The organism is Proteus sp. fly-1067 (assembly GCF_040139345.1).
Lineage (GTDB): Bacteria > Pseudomonadota > Gammaproteobacteria > Enterobacterales > Enterobacteriaceae > Proteus > Proteus vulgaris_B.
Genome location: NZ_JBEEUL010000017.1, coordinates 15,198 through 33,664, shown reverse-complemented (window position 1 = coordinate 33,664; position 18,467 = coordinate 15,198). Strand labels below are relative to the sequence as shown.

Below are 18,467 nucleotides of genomic sequence, written 5' to 3'. Positions count from 1 at the left end.
TCCAATGACCATCACAATTTATTGGAATAGTAGTATCCAACAAATTTTAACAACTTAAATTGGCGCTTAATTCGGCTTGGCTGTGATAACAAACGATATAACCATTCTAAGCCAAGGTTCTGCCATGCTTTCGGTGCTCTCTTAACATGACCTGTGAATACGTCATAAGTCCCCCCCACGCCCATATATAATGCATCAGGGTAAACTTCACGGCATGCACGAATAAATAGCTCTTGCTTAGGTGAACCCATAGCAATAGTCACTATCTTCGCACCAGAGGCCTTTATACGCTCAAATAACGCATCTCTATCTTGAGGTGTGAAGTAACCATTTTGGCTCCCCACAATATTCACATTCCATTGTGATTTTAGTTTCTCTTCGGTTTGAGCCAGAATTTCTGGTTTACCACCAACAAGAAAGACTGGCGTTCCTTCTTTACCTGCTCTTTCCATTAATGCTTCCCATAAATCTGCACCCGCAATACGAGAAACATTGGCATCTGGATACTTACGGCGAATACCACGCACAACACTAATACCATCTGCATAAAGATAATCAGCTTCGTTAAGCAATTCATTCAAGGCAGTATCGGTTTCTGCGGTTAGGATTTTTTCTGCATTTATCGCAATCAGAGATCCACTTTTTATTTGTGTTCCTTCATAAAGATAATCCAGAAAATGAGCCATATCTCGAAATCCCCAGATATTATGTCCACGGATTGAATACTTCGGAATTGAATTGGATCCCATTACTTTTCCTTTTTCTCTAAACGAGGTTCACCTTGTATTTGACGAGTCACGTAATTACGCACTAATCCCGCGCTTTCAAATAACCAATAAAGCAGTTTTGCAACAACTAAACATAAACCAAAAACCAGACAGAAAAACACAACACGAGAGACAAATGAATCAACCCCTTCTCGCGCTAAAACAATCATATTAAAAATCGCCCCAAAGCAGAATGCTTGTAAAATAGCGGATTTATAAGGATTGTTTTCATTAAGTCCTTGCTGATACAACCAATCAAACCATTTAATAATTAATCCCACCACGATTGCGCCTAATGGGATAAACACAACGCCCCCCATCACCACTAAAGAACCAATTAAGGTTGGTGAAATCGCAAGGCCTGCATGGTAATCAAGAACTTCCCATGTAAAGTAGTTTGCTGAATTGAGTACCACATCAGGACGTTCAGGCCACACCCAAGAGGGAATAAAAACATAAAAATCACGAATAATTGGAGCAAGCCCTTGAAACTCAATCTTGTCATAATTATCAAGTAATAATGCTAAATTTTCCCAAGGGGAGAACGTATCACGAGTTAGGTACAAGAAAGTATAGAAAGCCTCAGCCCCACTAACATCAAGCCCATAGCGTTTTAATGCCAGCCAGAACATCCCGACAATACTCATCACACCCGCAGCAACCAGCATCCACAACGTTATCCAACCACGAACAATGCCGATAAATAAAAACAGAGCAAAAGCGATAATGATATTCGCGCGAGTTCCACCCACAATGATATAAGTTAAAATTCCGAAACCAACCGTTGCACACAGGAAGAAAATCCAGCGCTGCTGTGTCGGTTTTAAGAAATAAACCACCAGCATGGCGGGAATAAAAAAGTAGAAAAAGCGCTTAAGCGCAACACCAGATACTTGGCTTGAAAAAATTTGGCTATATGTTTTGAGCTTAAAGAGTAAAAAACCATTTTGTAGGAAGAAAATCCCTACTGTTACAAATGCAATTAATGCCAATAAGATCCAAGTAAGATTGGTTTCTACTCTATTCATCGTAAATAACGACCTAGAAGGGCCGCTAACGGGCTTTCTCAACCTAACCTTATAAGTTACATAATAAATAGCATAGAAGCTGGTAGAAGCTAATAATGCGTATAATAATGAATCAACAGGAACAACAGCCACATCAAATTGGAACACCAACATACAGGTCAGTGGAAAGCCAAAATAGAATGTCAGCAAATAGAGCATTGAGAAAAAAACATTAAAATTGAAACGAACTTGACGAAACTCTTGATAAGTCAGTAATAAAATAAAACTTAAGGAGATAAAATAAACGAGTGTCAAGCCACCCAGTTCCGCCAATGTCATTGGGGTTCTCCTGTACTTATCTCAATCAACTGTTTCCAACCATCAGTAAAATTAGGCGCAAAGAAGGTAATATTTTGGCGATCAAGTATAAGTAATTGACGTTGAGCTTCTTCAATCAGAGCAGCATCTAATTTATCACCTGAGAAAAAGACTGGAACATTCTGTTCTGTTAAATCTTGCCAAAATGGATTTTGACGGCTAATAACAAAAGGGATCGCAAATTGGATAAGTAGACAAAGCGTACCAATGCCTTGCTGGCGATGAAAAATAAAATAGCCTAAATCACATGTCTTTAATAAGGCTAAATAATCATCAAATGCCAGTTTATCACGTAAAATTTCAACCTGATTATCAGGAAGTAATTGATTAACAGCTTGAGAGACTTCATCAATATATACGTCATTATTATCAGGATATCCCATGGGGATAATCACTTTTGCACGCGTTCCATATTGTTCTGCTATTGATTGTAATGCTTCAATATGGCGATTTGATCTGTCCCCTGAATTTCCGACAATAATAGTGATTTGTTGTGCATCAATAGATGACTTTTCTGTCACAGTCAGTGCTGGTTCCATTCTTGTTGGGAAATAAAGCAAACTTGCTGGAATATTAACGTTAAACTGCGCGAAGTAGTTAAGATCACCTCGTGTGCCGAACACTCGCCCTACTCGTTTTTGTGCTAACTTGCGAAGAAGATAAAATAGTCTAAATTTGAGCTGCTTAGAATCCTGATACAGATCGGCCCCCCAAATATGCCACCAAAACTGATGCCGCTTAATTTTACCTGTCAGTAATGCCAGCCAAATCGGGGCATTAAATTGGCCTAAAAAAAGAAATCGTTGGTGAGTATCAGCCTTTGCCAATGTAATCACTCTCTGGGCAACCTGTTTTTTATCCGATAAACACTCAATGTCTAAAGCTGGGTAGCTTTCTTGTAGTGAAGTATCTTTACTGGCAACGATAAAACGAGGTTTATACGTTAATCCCGCCTCTGTGACGAGGTGGTCGTTAAAAAACCGTAACATTGTGTTGTTATGATGCACAATGTCTGAACCTAGTACGTAAATCAAAGTTGTCATTTGCGCCTGCAATAAATCACGAAAACAGAACTACAGAGAAGGAAGTAAATAATATACGTTGCCATATAGGCTTGAGCTGCACCAAGTGCGCCATGTTCAGGAATAAGCCAACGGGAAAATAGTGTTAGTAAAGCAAATTGACTTACTTCTGTAAGGATATAAAAACGTAATGCCGCTTTTGCAATGACCAAATAGCCAAAGACATAAGCGCCTACTTTTAAAACATCACCGACAAGTTGCCATGCAAATAAATCACGCATAGCGACAAATTTGTCTGAAAACAGTAACCAAATCGCAAAATCACGCAATAACCACACCATAAAACTAGCAACGGCAACTGCAGGAAGTACAAACTTCAGTGATTTTACGATCTCTTTGGTAATGTCACTCTTTTGCGTTAATCGAGAGAGTGTTGGCAACAAATAAACCGAAAAAGAGGCTGTAATAAACTGCAAGTAAGCATCTGAAATGCTAGTTACACCTTGCCAAATACCAACATCATCCCAGCTATAGTGCTCAGCAAGTAGATTACGCATCATAATATAAGCGACTGGCAACGTAATCGATGTCAATATCGCCATAATCGTAAATTTACCAAGATGGCTTGCTATTGCCTTATCCCAACGGGGTTTAAGCTCACTTAACGCAAATCGCTTACGCTTTACTACTAAAAATGTAGCAGGAAATAAAATAAGTGCAGGCACTAATGCAAGTCCAATTAATGCACCGTGATAACCCGCAAATAAATAGCATAAATAATAAGCAATAACACCAATGATACTACCCGTGATAATTGATAATGCATTACCAGCGGCATCACGATACCCCTTTAATATCGCTAGGAAATAATTGCTATACGCTATTCCCATTTGAATAAAAGCAACAGCTCTTACAATATCCTGATATTGATGATAATCATCGCCAAATAACACTTGGCTAATGGGTGCAGAAAAAAGAAGAAATAAAATAGCTAACAGTGTAGAAAACAGCAAAATCATAGATGATGAAGTACCCAACACTTTTTTGCGCTGAATCTCATCATCTTGATATTGTGCGATTAATTTTGTTACACCATTAAAAATACCCGCACCAGACAATACGCCAAGTACGGTAATTAATTGACGAAAGTTACCTGCTAACCCCACGCCAGAAGGACCAAAGGAGACAGCGAGTAATTTGACAACAAGCAGACCAGCCCCGATTTTTATCAGGGTTGATCCCGCTGTCCAAATTGATGCTTTGGCTAATGACATAATTAAGCAAAGAAATCGCGAATATGGCCAATAACGATTTGCTGTTCTTCTTCTGTCATATTGTAAAACATAGGTAAACGCACTAAACGTTCACTTTCTTGTGTAGTGAAAATATCTTCACCATCAAAACGACCAAATTTCATACCTGCTGGGCTGGTATGCAATGACACATAGTGGAAGACAGTTAAAACATCGTGCGCTTTCATATAATCATTAAACGCAGTACGTTGCTCGATATTGTTCAGTTTGATATAGAACATATGCGCATTGTGTTCTAATCCTTCAGGAACGATTGGAAGCGCTAATAAGCCTTTCTCTGCTAATGGTGTCAATGCATCATAATAAATCTGCCAAAACGCTAAGCGACGTTCATTAATTCTTTCAGCTTCTTCAAGCTGTGCCCATAAATATGCAGCTTGTAAATCTGACATTAAGTAACTAGAACCAATATCACGCCAAGTATATTTATCGACTTGTCCACGGAAAAATTGGCTACGATTAGTGCCTTTTTCGCGGATAACTTCTGCACGATTGATTAAGTCAGGATCGTTAATGAGCGTTGCACCACCTTCACCACCTGATGAATAGTTTTTAGTTTCATGGAAGCTATAGCAACCAATATGACCAATAGTGCCCAATGCCTTACCTTTGTAAGTTGACATGACACCTTGTGCTGCATCTTCGATAACAAATAGATTATGTCTTTTCGCAATAGCCATAATCGTGTCCATTTCACACGCAACACCCGCATAATGAACAGGCACGATAGCTCGAGTTTTGTCTGTAATTGCCGCTTCAATTTTTGTTTCATCGATATTCATGGTATCTGGACGAATATCAACAAAAACAATGGTTGCCCCACGTAATACAAACGCATTAGAGGTCGAAACAAAGGTAAAACTCGGCATAATGACTTCATCGCCAGGCTTGATATCTAATAAGATAGCGGCCATTTCAAGCGATGCAGTACAAGATGGCGTTAACAGCGTTTTATGACAATGAAATTGTTCTTCTAACCACTTTTCACATTTTTTTGTGAAATTGCCATCACCACATAGCTTGCCACTTTCCATGGCTTGTTTCATATATTCTAATTCGGTGCCGACAACGGGTGGTTTATTAAACGGAATCATATTATCCCCTGTATAACCAATAAGTGGTGCTCTCTATTAAGCCCCCACTGTGTGTGTATAAACGCGAAGCTGCAATATTGCTGATTTGTGTTGCAACATATAGGGTTGAAATACCTTGCTGTTGACACCAAAACTTCGCGGCCGACATCAGTTGTTTACCAATGCCTTGTCCTGTTCTATTGGGCATTACTGCAAGTAACCCCACTCTTGCTTCACTTTCAGATAGACGACGTAAAGTGACAAAACCACTCATGTTATTTTCAATATCATAAGTCAGTAAGCAAATATCATCGAACGTGCCTAGTACGGCTTTTTTAACCCATAATGCGTAAAAACGACTGCTATCGCCTTCTTGATACCAAGGTGCTCGAAAACGGCTTTGAACAAAAGCCTCTGATGCCGTTTTCATCAGTAAATTAATATCAGCATCATTGGCCTTTCTAAAATATAATTCGGGCGCTTTCTTACAAGCATTTTCTATGCCAATTGGAAGTTTAAAATCAATTTCACCTTCCGCAAATTGAAAACCTAATTGACTGAGTTTATCGATGAGTGAAAGCTCATGAGATGCGACTTTAGCTTGAACCAGAGCAAATGCATCAAGCTGTTTGTCTATTAATGCAGGCGCTTGAGTATCAAACTCAAGACGCCCTGTTTTGAGTGAGAAAAATTCACTTTCCCACTCAAGATAATTAATATTGGCGAGGACGGACATGTAATAAATCCAATAGATAGCGACCATAACCCGTTTTAGACAGTGATTTTGCACTTTCTCTTACTTGGTCATCATTGAGCCATCCATTACGCCAAGCAATCTCTTCAAGACACGCCACTTTAAATCCTTGGCGCTTTTCAACGGTTTGAACGAAAGTACTAGCCTCAATTAAACTGTCGTGAGTGCCGGTATCTAACCATGCAAAACCACGCCCTAACAGTTCAACATTAAGCTCGCCACACTCAAGATACATCTGATTAATAGACGTAATTTCTAGTTCACCACGAATAGAGGGTTTTACTTTTTTAGCAAAATCAACCACACGGTTATCGTAGAAGTAAAGCCCTGTTACAGCCCAATTAGATTTCGGTTGTTCCGGCTTTTCTTCAATCGACAGCACTTTAAAATCATCATCAAATTCAACAACACCAAATCGTTCAGGATCCATGACTTGATAACCAAAAACTGTCGCTCCCCGTTCACGTTGAGCAACTTGTTTTAGTTTTGGACTAAAGCCTTGACCAAAATAGATATTATCGCCTAGCACTAAACAGCAATGATCATCACCAATAAATTCTTCACCTAAAATAAACGCTTGAGCTAAACCATCTGGCGATGGCTGTATTTTATATTGAAGATGAACACCAAATGCAGAACCATCACCTAATAAACGTTGGAATGAGGTCATGTCATCGGGTGTTGTAATGATCAAAATATCTCGAATACCAGCAAGCATCAGAACTGAAAGCGGATAATAGATCATGGGCTTATCGTAGATAGGCAATAACTGCTTCGATACCCCTTTGGTTATCGGATGTAGTCGTGTACCAGAGCCACCCGCTAGAATAATACCTTTCATCATTTATCCTTTTACTTAATCAGTTTCCAAGCCCTAAACGTTCACCTGCGTAAGAGCCATCAAGTACACGTTTCCACCATGTTTCGTTATTTAAGTACCACAAAACAGTTTTACGAATACCTGATTCAAATGTCTCTTCGGGCTTCCAACCTAATTCAGCTTCAATTTTCGCAGCATCAATGGCATAACGCAGATCATGACCAGGTCTATCTTTTACATATGTAATTAAATCAGCGTATTGAGAAACACCTTCCGGTTTTGCTGGATATAACTCTTCTAATAGCGCACAAATTGTTTTAACAACATCAATATTACGGCGCTCATTATGACCACCAATATTGTAGGTTTTACCCGGTGTTGCTGTTGTTGCGACTAAATAGAGTGCTCGAGCATGATCTTCAACATAGAGCCAATCACGAATTTGCTCACCTTTTCCATAGACAGGTAATGGCTTTCCTGAAATCGCATTTAAAATAATTAAAGGGATCAATTTTTCAGGGAAGTGATAAGGACCGTAGTTATTTGAACAGTTTGTGATCACCGTAGGTAAACCGTAAGTCCGTAACCATGCACGTACTAAATGGTCACTTGATGCTTTAGATGCAGAATAAGGGCTACTTGGGGCATAAGGTGTGGTTTCAGTAAAGAAATCATCTGTACCTTCTAGATCGCCATACACTTCATCTGTTGAAATATGGTGAAAACGAAATGCCGCTTTCTTATCTTCAGAGAGTACTTGCCAATAATGGCGAGCCGCTTCTAGTAATGTGTAAGTACCAACAATATTGGTCTCAATGAATGCCGCAGGGCCATCAATAGAACGGTCAACATGACTTTCAGCCGCTAAATGCATCACAACATTTGGTTGATATTGAGAAAATAAGCGGTCAAGCTCTGCTCTATCACAGATATCAACTTGCTCAAATACATAGCGTTCGCTGTTAGCTACTGTCGCTAATGACTCTAAATTACCGGCATAAGTCAGCTTATCCACCACAACAACGCTGTCATTGGTGTTTTCAATAATATGTCGAACAACAGCAGAGCCGATAAAACCGGCTCCACCTGTAACTAGAATGCGTTTCAACGCCATACTCCTTTAGTATCTACAATCCATTTTTGAGTGACTTTACTACCAGGGATCGCTTTAAATTGCTGATGATCAACGAGCATTAAGACAATATCCGCATCTTTTAATGCTTGCTCAGTTGACACTAACTCCGTGATCCCTTTCAGTTTGGTTGGTAACTCATGAATATTAGGTTCAACAGCCCATGTTGTACCGCTGTGCCAATCTGCCACTTGTTTAGTGATGTTCATGGCTGGGCTTTCACGTAAATCATCAATGTTAGGTTTAAAGGCTAAACCAAAGCAGGCTATTTTAATTTCATTAGCGCGTTTACCCGTTTCAGTCAGACAATCCGCAACCGCCGCTTTCACTTGATCAATAACCCACACAGGTTTGCCATCATTGACTAAACGCGCAGTGTGAATTAAACGAGATTGCTTTGGATTTTGTGACACGATAAACCAAGGATCAACTGCAATACAGTGTCCACCAACACCGGGGCCTGGTTGTAAAATATTGACGCGTGGATGGCGGTTCGCCAAGCTAATTAGCTCCCACACGTTGATATCTTGGTCAGCGCAGATCAGTGATAATTCGTTAGCAAATGCAATATTAACATCACGGAAGCTATTTTCCGTTAGCTTACACATTTCTGCGGTACGCGCATTGGTGATAACACATTCACCCTCAAGGAAAATTTTGTATAGCTCACTCGCACGCTCGGAAGATTTACGGTTCATCCCACCAACAACTCGGTCATTGCGAATAAGCTCAATCATAACCTGACCAGGTAATACACGCTCAGGACAATAAGCAATATCAATATCTGCTTCTTCACCGTCTTGATGAGGGAAGGTTAAATCTGGACGAGCTTCAGCTAACCACTGTGCCATTTGTTCAGTAGAACCAACAGGTGACGTCGATTCTAGGATAATAAGGTCGCCTTTTTTCAGTACAGGTGCAATAGAGCGAGCTGCCGATTCAACATAAGCCAAATCAGGCTCATGTTCACCTTTAAAAGGTGTTGGTACCGCAATAAGGAAAGCATCTGCTGGCTGTGGGGTGGTGTAGGCTTTTAAGTGCCCCTCTTCAACGGCTTGTTTAACAACTTTATCAAGATCAGGTTCAACAATATGAATTTGACCTTTATTAATTGTATCAACTGCATGCTGATTAACATCAACACCGATGACGCTTTTTTTACGAGAGGCAAAAGCAGCCGCTGTAGGTAAACCAATGTAGCCGAGGCCGATAACAGAAATAGTTTCAAAACTCATAATGTCACCTGATTTTTTTTCAATGCTTCAAGAATACGTTGGCAGGCATGTCCATCACCATAAGGGTTTGTCGCCTTACTCATTTGGTGATATGCGTTTTCGTCTGTCAATAAAGAGGTTACTTCGCTAACAATACGTTTGGTATCGGTTCCCACCAAACGAACAGAACCCGCTTCAACCGCTTCTGGACGTTCTGTGGTATCACGCATGACAAGAACAGGTTTACCTAATGAAGGCGCTTCTTCTTGAATGCCACCAGAGTCAGTCAAAATAAGGTAAGCATGGTTCATTAGATAAACAAATGGGAGATAATCTTGTGGTTGTATTAGTTTAATGTTGTCAATGCCGTGAAGAATACGTTGAACAGGCTCACTCACATTTGGGTTTAAGTGAACAGGATAGACAACTTCAACATCAGGATGTGCTAAGGCGATTTCAGCTAATGCTTGGCAAATACGTTCGAAACCACCACCAAAGCTTTCGCGACGATGTCCCGTCACAAGGATCATTTTTTTATCTGGCTGAATAAAAGGATAGTTTACAGCGAGTTCATTTAAGAGTGTTTGATTGCCCATCACTCTATCACTCACCCAAAACAGTGCATCAATAACAGTATTTCCAGTAACAAAAATATTTTTATCTGCAACCGCTTCTCGTACCAGATTTAATTTTGCTGTCTCTGTTGGTGCGAAATGATACATGGCAAGATGCCCTGCAATGGTACGGTTGGCTTCTTCTGGCCATGGTGAATAAAGATTGCCTGTACGCAATCCTGCTTCCACATGGCCAACTGGAATGCGTTGATAAAAAGCGGCTAAACTTGCTGCCATGGTTGTCGTTGTATCACCATGCACCAAAACAACATCAGGTTGGAATGATGCTAATACCGGTTTTAACCCTTCTAAAATACGACAGGTAATATCCGTTAAATCTTGTCCTGGTTTCATAATATTGAGATCGTAATCTGGTTTGATCTCAAAAAGATTTAATACCTGATCAAGCATTTCTCGATGTTGGGCCGTAACACATACCTTCGCTTCAAACGAATCATCATTTGCTAAAGCGTGCACTAAAGGTGCCATTTTTATCGCTTCAGGGCGTGTGCCAAAAACAGTCAACACTTTCACAGTGGCTCTCTTTTTTTCGTTGTTATATCGCTTATTTTTGGGAAAGCAATATGCCCTTATACTCAATACATCAGGTGCCGAAACACCTGATGTCTCGTTATTGTCATCAATGACAAAATTTAATAGTTATTATTTTTTTAATGAGCTACGTCTTACTAATGCAACACCTGCGCCTGCTAATACCCCAATTGCCCCCCAAAGTACCATCATAAAGGCACGGCGAGGACTATCACGTTTTACAGGATCTTCAGGAGTACGTAAGAAACGGTAAGTTTGGAAGTTATCTTGCAATTTTGCTCCCACAGTGAGGGTCGCTAACATTGCTGTATTTTGATCATAATCACTATCAAAATCAGCACCTGTCGCCACTAAAGTTTCTAGTTGCGATTGCAATAGAGGAACACCTAGCAGGAATAATTTAGAGTCAGGCAACTCATCAATCGCAATAGATGTCTGTTTTTGAGAAATACCTTGTTTCTCAGCAACTTTTATTGATTGCTCTAATAAGTTAATTTGACGTTGGTAAGCCGCTTGAGCCGCCATTTCTTGGCGTTTAACTAACGCTTTCATTGACTGTGTTCTTGTTGCCCATGCAGTTATCACTTCTTCATTAAGATGAGTAGACGCTCTTTTATTAGCGAAAGCGATATACTCATTTAATAATTGGCTCGCCTCTTTTGATGATTCTGCAATGAGTCTTAATTGATCATTAACCAATTTTTTCTCATCAGAAGGCGTAAATTGAATATTATTAATTAACTCATCCAATAACGCTGCATTAGCTTGCTCATCGTTTTCTTTGCGTTGCTTGAAATAATCCGTTTGTAGCCAAAACTCGCGACGAGTATCAAAAGCAGCAATTTGAGTAACAAACTCTTGATAAGCTTCATCAGGGATACTTAAAGCTGGGGTTTGTGCTGATGGATTAATTTGTGTATCAAGATTACGTAAAAACTGAGATTGCGAATAATAACTGCCTAAGTTATTTATCGTTGGTTTCTCTGTCATTGCAATTGCACTCCATTTAGGTTGCATCAAATATGATGCCCCAAGTGCAATCACAGCAAAAAGCAGAGCGAACCCTATAATCCAGCTTTTTCCTGACCAAAGCGCACAACAAAGACCTCGGATATCGAGTTCGTTATCTGGCTGATTACCCTGTCGGGAAGCGTTATTTTCCGAGTTCATCACGTTAAAAGACCTCTGCTTATATTAATGCTGTTGTGTTGCTCTACGTAAGCGACGCTTATGTCGTTTAATAAAACGAGCGACCCGCCACGCGCGTTTAATGCAATAACCATACATAACAAATGCAAGCAAGAATAATGCCAACATGAACCATTCAGGGACAAATGATAGGTTTTGACCGATAATACCAATCGCGGCTAAAAGTGCAGCAGCCACCGTTATTAAAATAAAGGCTTGGCGAGAGGTAAAACCCGCACGCATAATCAAATGATGAATATGTTGACGGTCTGGTGAGAAAGGGCTCATCCCTTTACGTAAACGGCGGTACATAATTGCCACCATATCCATAAGAGGAATAGCAATTATCCATAATGCAGTGACTGCTTTTACAGGACGAGGCTGAGTCTGTGTTGATGCAACTAATAGCCAAATGATAGTAAACCCGATCAGGGTACTACCAGCATCCCCCATAAAGACTTTGAATTTTTTACCGCAGACCCCTAGGTTCAAAAGGATATAAGGCAAAATTGCAGCAATAAATGAGAAACACCAGAATGCGAGCGCAGAATTACCACTTTGATATAACAAAATACCTAACGCGCCAAAAGAAACACAAGAAAGACCACCTAATAACCCATCAATACCATCAACCATATTGAAAGCATTAATTGCAGCCCAAACGGCAAAAAGTGTCACAATGTAACCAAAAGGCCCTAAATGCATTTCCCAAGGACCAAAAGCATGACCAAGTGTGTCCAGTTTTAATCCTGCCCCCACCATCATCACGATCCCAACAAATGCTTGGATAGTTGCTCTTATTTTGACACTAATATCAAAGCGATCATCTAACGCACCGATAAAAACAAGAAGTCCCGCACATGCCAGATATAATTCCTTATGAGGAATGTAAATATCTGAAATATAAAATGCGAAAACAATACCAAAATAGACTGAAATCCCGCCCACAAGAGGGATCAATCCATGATGTTTTTTACGATAATTTGGTTTATCCACGAGTCCTATTTTTTTTGCAATTTTACGAGCAAAGAATAAAAATGCGAAAGAAAATAAGAACACATAAAAAACGCTTGTGCTCATTTTTAGTATATCCACAGTACTGTTCTCTATAATAAATATAGCTGGTTATTTTACCCTTCCATGTGTTTTTATTCTTTTTTCCAGCTCCACCACGACGAGTTTCTTCAAAACCCACCACCCTTCATCAATTATAAGTTTTCCTTAACTATTTTTTATTGATGCCATCGCTATTTTTATCAATTACTAAAACATGCAATATATATACCAACTTCTCGCTAAAATATTGCACTCAAAATTTAATTACACCCATAAAAAATAAAAACAAAAAACGCCACAATAGTGTGGCGTTTTTATCATATCGTCATTCTAACAAAGTAAACGAGCTTAACAGCATATAAATTGAGGGGATATTACTTATTCTGTAACAGAGCACACTCTTTTAATATTTTAATGTTGTTATTAGCTCAGCCGCTTTGTTAATAAATCTTATGAGCGTTTCATAAAGTCAAAGAACTCTTCATTTGTCTTCGTCATCGCTAATTTATTAATGAGGAATTCCATCGCGTCGATTTCACCCATAGGATGAATAATCTTACGCAGGATCCACATTTTTTGTAGCTCATCTTGGGTCGTCAGCAATTCTTCTTTACGTGTACCAGAACGATTATAATCGATCGCTGGGAAAACACGTTTTTCAGCAATTTTACGAGACAGGTGCAATTCCATATTACCTGTACCTTTAAATTCTTCGTAGATAACTTCGTCCATTTTAGAACCAGTATCAACGAGCGCTGTTGCAATGATAGTTAAACTACCACCTTCTTCAACATTACGAGCCGCACCGAAGAAACGTTTAGGGCGATGCAATGCGTTTGCATCCACACCACCAGTTAACACTTTACCTGACGAAGGTACAACAGTGTTATAAGCACGCGCTAAACGAGTAATAGAGTCTAACAAGATGATAACGTCTTTTTTATGCTCAACTAAGCGTTTTGCTTTTTCAATGACCATCTCTGCAACTTGTACGTGGCGAGAAGCTGGTTCATCAAAGGTAGAGGCGATAACTTCACCTTTTACCAAGCGTTGCATCTCAGTTACTTCTTCTGGACGTTCATCAATCAGAAGTACCATCAATACGCAATCAGGGTAATTATGAGCAATATTTGCTGCAATATTTTGCAGCAACATTGTTTTACCTGCTTTTGGTGGAGCAACAATAAGACCACGTTGACCACGGCCGATTGGTGCGGCTAAGTCAAGAACACGCGCAGTTAAGTCTTCTGTTGAACCATTACCACGTTCCATGCGTAAACGATTATTAGCATGTAAAGGTGTTAAGTTTTCAAAGAGGATTTTACTGCGGGCATTTTCTGGTTTATCAAAGTTAACTTCATTAACTTTTAGGAGGGCAAAATAGCGTTCACCTTCTTTAGGAGGACGGATTTTCCCTGCGATGGTGTCACCAGTGCGAAGGTTAAAGCGGCGAATTTGACTTGGAGAAACGTAGATATCATCGGGACCAGCAAGGTAGGAACTGTCTGCGGAACGTAGGAAGCCGAAGCCATCCTGCAATATTTCCAGCACACCGTCACCGAAAATATCTTCTCCACTTTTCGCGTGTTGCTTCAAGATAGAGAAAATAATGTCTTGCTTTCTCATTCGAGCCAGGTTCTCTAGCCCCATATTTTCGCCAAGTGCTATCAGTTCTGATACCGGCGTATTTTTTAATTCGGTAAGATTCATAATGGTGGGTTCTTAATAACTCGGGGTAACTCTCGAACTATGAACGTGAATAGTATAACAGCGAATCGCTGTCAGTTTCGTCATGTGTAAAATTACAGATTATAACTTTCTAACATAAGGGTATAACTAAAATGATAATGTTAGAGAGTATTAATACTATTAGACCAGTCTGCTTTATACCCAGAGAAGTGACATTCATTGTCTTAATGCTATGAGTGTACTTTCAACTTATGGGTTAGGAACATACTTGGAAAAATTTATATTCCCTGAATACTATAGATTATTCTAAGGCAACTTGACTGGTTAGATGAATTCAGATTACTTATATTAAATATCATATTAGATTAAATATCATATCATGTTATTCAATTCTATTACTTTGCACGCTTGATATTCAATATCTCAGACTTATTTAATCATGTCTAATCATATTGACAAGAAGATCCGATATATTATGTAAGTAAGTGGCGCTAACTTATCATGCTTCGAAGCGGACGTCTAGCGGTCAATAACAGAAATACTGACAAGGTCTAAACGTCCTACTTTATTTTTGATATCTAAATCAAATTAGATATTTTCGTCTAAAAACTCTTTTAGTTGAGTTTTTGACAACGCACCTACTTTAGTCGCTGCAACTGCACCATTTTTGAATAAAATCAGTGTAGGAATGCCACGAATACCGTATTTTGGTGCTGTTAGTGGGTTTTGATCGATGTTTAGCTTCGCAACTGTTAATTTACCAGCGTATTCTGTTGCAACTTCATCTAGAATAGGAGCAATCATTTTACATGGGCCACACCATTCAGCCCAGAAATCAACGAGCACGGGGCCGGTTGCATTTAATACATCAGCATCGAATTTGCTGTCAGATAAGTGAAGGATTTTATCGCTCATTGTTCTACTCCAAAGAATAATATTGACCGTACCAGTGTAACATTAAATAACAAAAGTCTGTCTGCATTTCAGCGGATAAACTTTTGTAATGCAACCCATAACTGATATTCTATTACATTATGAGCAAAACATATTTGACAGAAAAGAAGTTTTCCGACTTCGCCTTGCATCCAAAAGTGATAGAAGCCCTTGAGAAAAAAGGGTTCTCTAATTGTACACAAATTCAGGCATTGACGTTACCTATCACTGTGAAAGGTCAAGACATTGCCGGGCAAGCCCAAACAGGAACAGGCAAAACGTTGGCGTTTTTAACCTCAACGTTTCATTATCTTTTAACGCACCCTGCAAAAGAAGGGCATGAAGCGAACCAACCTCGTGCTCTTATTATGGCACCAACACGCGAATTAGCCGTGCAGATTTATTCTGATGCTAAAGAGCTTGCACAAAGCACAGGGATTAAGATGGGTCTCGCCTATGGTGGCGACGGCTATGATGAACAACTAAAAGTATTAAGTAATGGTGTCGATATTGTTATTGGCACAACTGGGCGCTTAATTGACTATGTTAAGCAAGGTCATATTAATCTTAGCGCAATTCAAGTTGTAGTACTTGATGAAGCGGACAGAATGTACGATCTCGGCTTTATTAAAGATATTCGTTGGATCTTCCGCCGTATGCCAGTTGCGACTGAGCGTATGAATATGTTGTTCTCTGCAACACTATCTTACCGTGTAAGAGAACTTGCCTTTGAACAAATGAATAACCCTGAATACGTTGAAGTTGAACCTGAACAAAAAACAGGTTTTAGTATAAAAGAAGAGCTTTTTTATCCTTCAAATGAAGAGAAAATGCGCCTTCTTCAAACGTTAATCGAAGAAGAATGGCCTGATCGCTGTATCATTTTCGCCAATACAAAGCATCGTTGTGACGACATTTGGGCACACCTTGCCGCAGATGGACACCGCGTTGGTTTATTAACAGGTGATGTTCCTCAGAAAAAACGTCTGCGTATTTTAGAAGATTTTACCCAAGGTAATCTTGATATTCTGGTTGCCACCGACGTTGCAGCTAGAGGTCTTCATATTCCATCTGTAACACATGTTTTTAACTATGATTTACCTGATGATTGTGAAGATTATGTTCACCGCATTGGTAGAACTGGACGTGCGGGTAATAGTGGTAATTCAATCAGTCTTGCGTGTGAAGAATATGCCCTAAATTTACCTGCAATTGAGACCTATATTCAACATGCTATTCCTGTGAGTAAATATAATAGTGATGCGTTATTGACAGATCTTCCTGAGCCTAAACGCCGTCACCGCCCTCGCCAAAATCAGCCTCGTCGCAATAATGCGCCGTCGCGAAACCGAGGAAATAATACTCAACGTAACAACCGAAATAAACGCCCGAGTCATCCATAAATTATGCTGAAATCTTCATCACTTTATGCTGCTATTGATTTAGGTTCTAACAGTTTTCATATGTTAGTCGTTCGAGAAATTGCGGGTTCAATACAAGTACTTTCCCGTGTGAAACGTAAAGTTCGACTCGCTGCGGGCCTAAACAGTGAAAATGAATTGTCAGAACAGGCAATGGAACGCGGTTGGCAATGTTTACGACTGTTTTCTGAATATCTACGTGATATTCCAGCAGAACAAATCAAAGTCGTCGCAACAGCCACATTACGTATTGCTAAAAATGCAGATATTTTTGTCGCTAAAGCCTCTGAAATTCTGGGTAATACGGTTCATGTCATTAGTGGTGAGGAGGAAGCACGCCTTATCTACCGTGGTGTTGCACATACCACAGGTGGTGCAGAACAACGTTTAGTGGTGGATATTGGTGGTGGAAGCACTGAGTTAGTGACAGGTACCGGCGCTAAAACGACGCAATTGATGAGCCTAAGTATGGGTTGCGTGACTTGGTTAGAGCGCTATTTTACTGATCGCACTCTCACTCAAGAAAATTTTGCCAAAGCACAAGATGCAGCGAAAGCTATACTCGCCCCTGTTGCAGAGAAATTACTTCAACAAGGCTGGCAAGTCTGCGTAGGTGCATCTGGTACTGTTCAAGCTCTGCAAGAGATCATGATTGCGCAAGGAATGGATGAATTAATTACCTTGCCTAAGTTGGAACGACTTAAACATAAAGCAATTGAATGTGGAAAGTTGGAAGAGTTGGAAATTGAAGGGCTCACTTTTGAACGAGCCTTAGTGTTTCCAAGTGGACTTGCTATTTTGATCGCCATATTTGAAACCTTGCACATTAAAAATATGATCCTTGCGGGAGGCGCATTAAGAGAAGGGCTAGTCTATGGCATGTTGCACTTACCTATTGAGCAAGATATTCGCCAACGCACCCTTCGCAATATCCAACGTCGTTTTCAAATTGAAATTGAGCAAGCACACCGCGTACAACAACTGGCTGAACATTTTTTTATTCAAGTCAGTAAAAGTTGGCAGTTAGATAATCGTTGTCGTGAATTACTTAATAGTGCCTGTGCATTACATGAAATTGGGCTCAGTGTTGATTTTCGTCAAGCACCGTCACATGCAAGCTATCTACTTTCTCATCTTGATTTACCTGGATACACACCAGCACAACGACGTTTATTAGCATCGTTATTAAGAAATCAAATGGGAATTATCGATCTTGCCCCTCTTAATCATCAAAATGCATTGCCGATAAATCAAGCCTATCAATTAGTGCGTCTACTGCGATTAGCTATTATTTTTGCTAGCCGTCGCCGCGATGACACACTTCCCGCATTGCGATTACGTACTGAGGGTGAAACACTCATTATTACCCTGCCTTATCAGTGGCTTAATGAGCACCCATTACGGGCTGAAAATCTCCAAGAAGAGATCCAACTACAGAGTTATGTGCATTGGTCTTTAATGATTGAAGAACAAAATAGCTCTCGTATAAGTTAACTTTTTACTTATACAAAAATAAAAACCCCTTGTACATTTA

Annotated in this window: 16 protein-coding genes; 2 read left to right on the top strand and 14 right to left on the bottom strand. The window is 39.7% G+C overall.

Going from position 1 to position 18,467, the window contains the following annotated elements:
• Positions 1-11: 11 nt before the first annotated feature.
• The 14 genes from wecG to trxA all read right to left on the bottom strand — a co-directional run bounded on the left by wecG (position 12) and on the right by trxA (position 15,494).
• The gene (gene wecG, locus ABN217_RS17425) at positions 12-749 is read right to left on the bottom strand and encodes a lipopolysaccharide N-acetylmannosaminouronosyltransferase (protein WP_196554227.1); all 738 of its coding nucleotides are present in this window, start codon (positions 747-749) and stop codon (positions 12-14) included.
• The gene (gene wzyE, locus ABN217_RS17420) at positions 749-2,113 is read right to left on the bottom strand and encodes an ECA oligosaccharide polymerase (protein ID WP_349459696.1); all 1,365 of its coding nucleotides are present in this window, start codon (positions 2,111-2,113) and stop codon (positions 749-751) included. The genes wecG and wzyE overlap by 1 nt, the downstream gene beginning before the upstream one ends.
• Positions 2,110-3,195 carry a TDP-N-acetylfucosamine:lipid II N-acetylfucosaminyltransferase gene (locus ABN217_RS17415; RefSeq protein ID WP_196554226.1) on the bottom strand — a complete coding sequence of 362 codons (1,086 nt, stop codon included), beginning with the start codon at positions 3,193-3,195 and terminating at the stop codon, positions 2,110-2,112. Before ABN217_RS17415 ends, wzyE begins: the two co-directional genes overlap by 4 nt.
• A complete protein-coding gene (wzxE, locus tag ABN217_RS17410) occupies positions 3,192-4,448 on the bottom strand; it encodes a lipid III flippase WzxE (protein ID WP_072070850.1) in 1,257 nt (418 codons plus the stop codon). The genes ABN217_RS17415 and wzxE overlap by 4 nt, the downstream gene beginning before the upstream one ends.
• Before the next feature lie 2 nt (positions 4,449-4,450).
• Complete coding sequence (gene rffA / locus ABN217_RS17405) at positions 4,451-5,581, bottom strand: dTDP-4-amino-4,6-dideoxygalactose transaminase (protein WP_196554225.1); 1,131 nt, start codon at positions 5,579-5,581, stop codon at positions 4,451-4,453.
• Between the two features lies 1 nt (position 5,582).
• Positions 5,583-6,296 (bottom strand): dTDP-4-amino-4,6-dideoxy-D-galactose acyltransferase, encoded by a 714-nt coding sequence (gene rffC / locus ABN217_RS17400; RefSeq protein ID WP_196554224.1) that lies wholly within the window; start codon positions 6,294-6,296, stop codon positions 5,583-5,585.
• Positions 6,274-7,155, bottom strand: a complete 882-nt coding sequence (gene rfbA / locus ABN217_RS17395) for a glucose-1-phosphate thymidylyltransferase RfbA (protein ID WP_072064612.1) — start codon at positions 7,153-7,155, stop codon at positions 6,274-6,276. Before rfbA ends, rffC begins: the two co-directional genes overlap by 23 nt.
• A gap of 19 nt (positions 7,156-7,174) precedes the next feature.
• Entirely contained in the window at positions 7,175-8,242 is a 1,068-nt protein-coding gene (gene rffG, locus ABN217_RS17390) for a dTDP-glucose 4,6-dehydratase (protein WP_072070853.1), read from the bottom strand.
• Positions 8,239-9,501, bottom strand: a complete 1,263-nt coding sequence (wecC, locus tag ABN217_RS17385; protein WP_109410126.1) for a UDP-N-acetyl-D-mannosamine dehydrogenase — start codon at positions 9,499-9,501, stop codon at positions 8,239-8,241. Before wecC ends, rffG begins: the two co-directional genes overlap by 4 nt.
• A complete protein-coding gene (wecB, locus tag ABN217_RS17380; RefSeq protein ID WP_069369918.1) occupies positions 9,498-10,628 on the bottom strand; it encodes a non-hydrolyzing UDP-N-acetylglucosamine 2-epimerase in 1,131 nt (376 codons plus the stop codon). The genes wecC and wecB overlap by 4 nt, the downstream gene beginning before the upstream one ends.
• A 129-nt stretch (positions 10,629-10,757) precedes the next feature.
• Complete coding sequence (gene wzzE, locus ABN217_RS17375) at positions 10,758-11,816, bottom strand: ECA polysaccharide chain length modulation protein (protein ID WP_349459704.1); 1,059 nt, start codon at positions 11,814-11,816, stop codon at positions 10,758-10,760.
• A gap of 24 nt (positions 11,817-11,840) precedes the next feature.
• Positions 11,841-12,929: a UDP-N-acetylglucosamine--undecaprenyl-phosphate N-acetylglucosaminephosphotransferase gene (gene wecA, locus ABN217_RS17370; RefSeq protein ID WP_197269670.1), complete on the bottom strand. Its 1,089-nt coding sequence runs from the start codon at positions 12,927-12,929 to the stop codon at positions 11,841-11,843.
• A gap of 411 nt (positions 12,930-13,340) precedes the next feature.
• Positions 13,341-14,600 (bottom strand): transcription termination factor Rho, encoded by a 1,260-nt coding sequence (gene rho / locus ABN217_RS17365; protein ID WP_036939597.1) that lies wholly within the window; start codon positions 14,598-14,600, stop codon positions 13,341-13,343.
• A 567-nt stretch (positions 14,601-15,167) separates the two neighbouring features.
• Positions 15,168-15,494, bottom strand: coding sequence for a thioredoxin TrxA (gene trxA, locus ABN217_RS17360; protein ID WP_006535838.1), 327 nt, complete (start codon positions 15,492-15,494; stop codon positions 15,168-15,170).
• A gap of 119 nt (positions 15,495-15,613) precedes the next feature.
• Here trxA and rhlB point away from each other — a divergent pair, with 119 nt between their 5' ends.
• The gene (gene rhlB, locus ABN217_RS17355; protein ID WP_349459694.1) at positions 15,614-16,915 is read left to right on the top strand and encodes an ATP-dependent RNA helicase RhlB; all 1,302 of its coding nucleotides are present in this window, start codon (positions 15,614-15,616) and stop codon (positions 16,913-16,915) included.
• Positions 16,916-16,918: 3 nt separating this feature from the next.
• Positions 16,919-18,427 carry a guanosine-5'-triphosphate,3'-diphosphate diphosphatase gene (gene gppA, locus ABN217_RS17350; RefSeq protein ID WP_196554220.1) on the top strand — a complete coding sequence of 503 codons (1,509 nt, stop codon included), beginning with the start codon at positions 16,919-16,921 and terminating at the stop codon, positions 18,425-18,427.
• Positions 18,428-18,467: the final 40 nt, after the last annotated feature.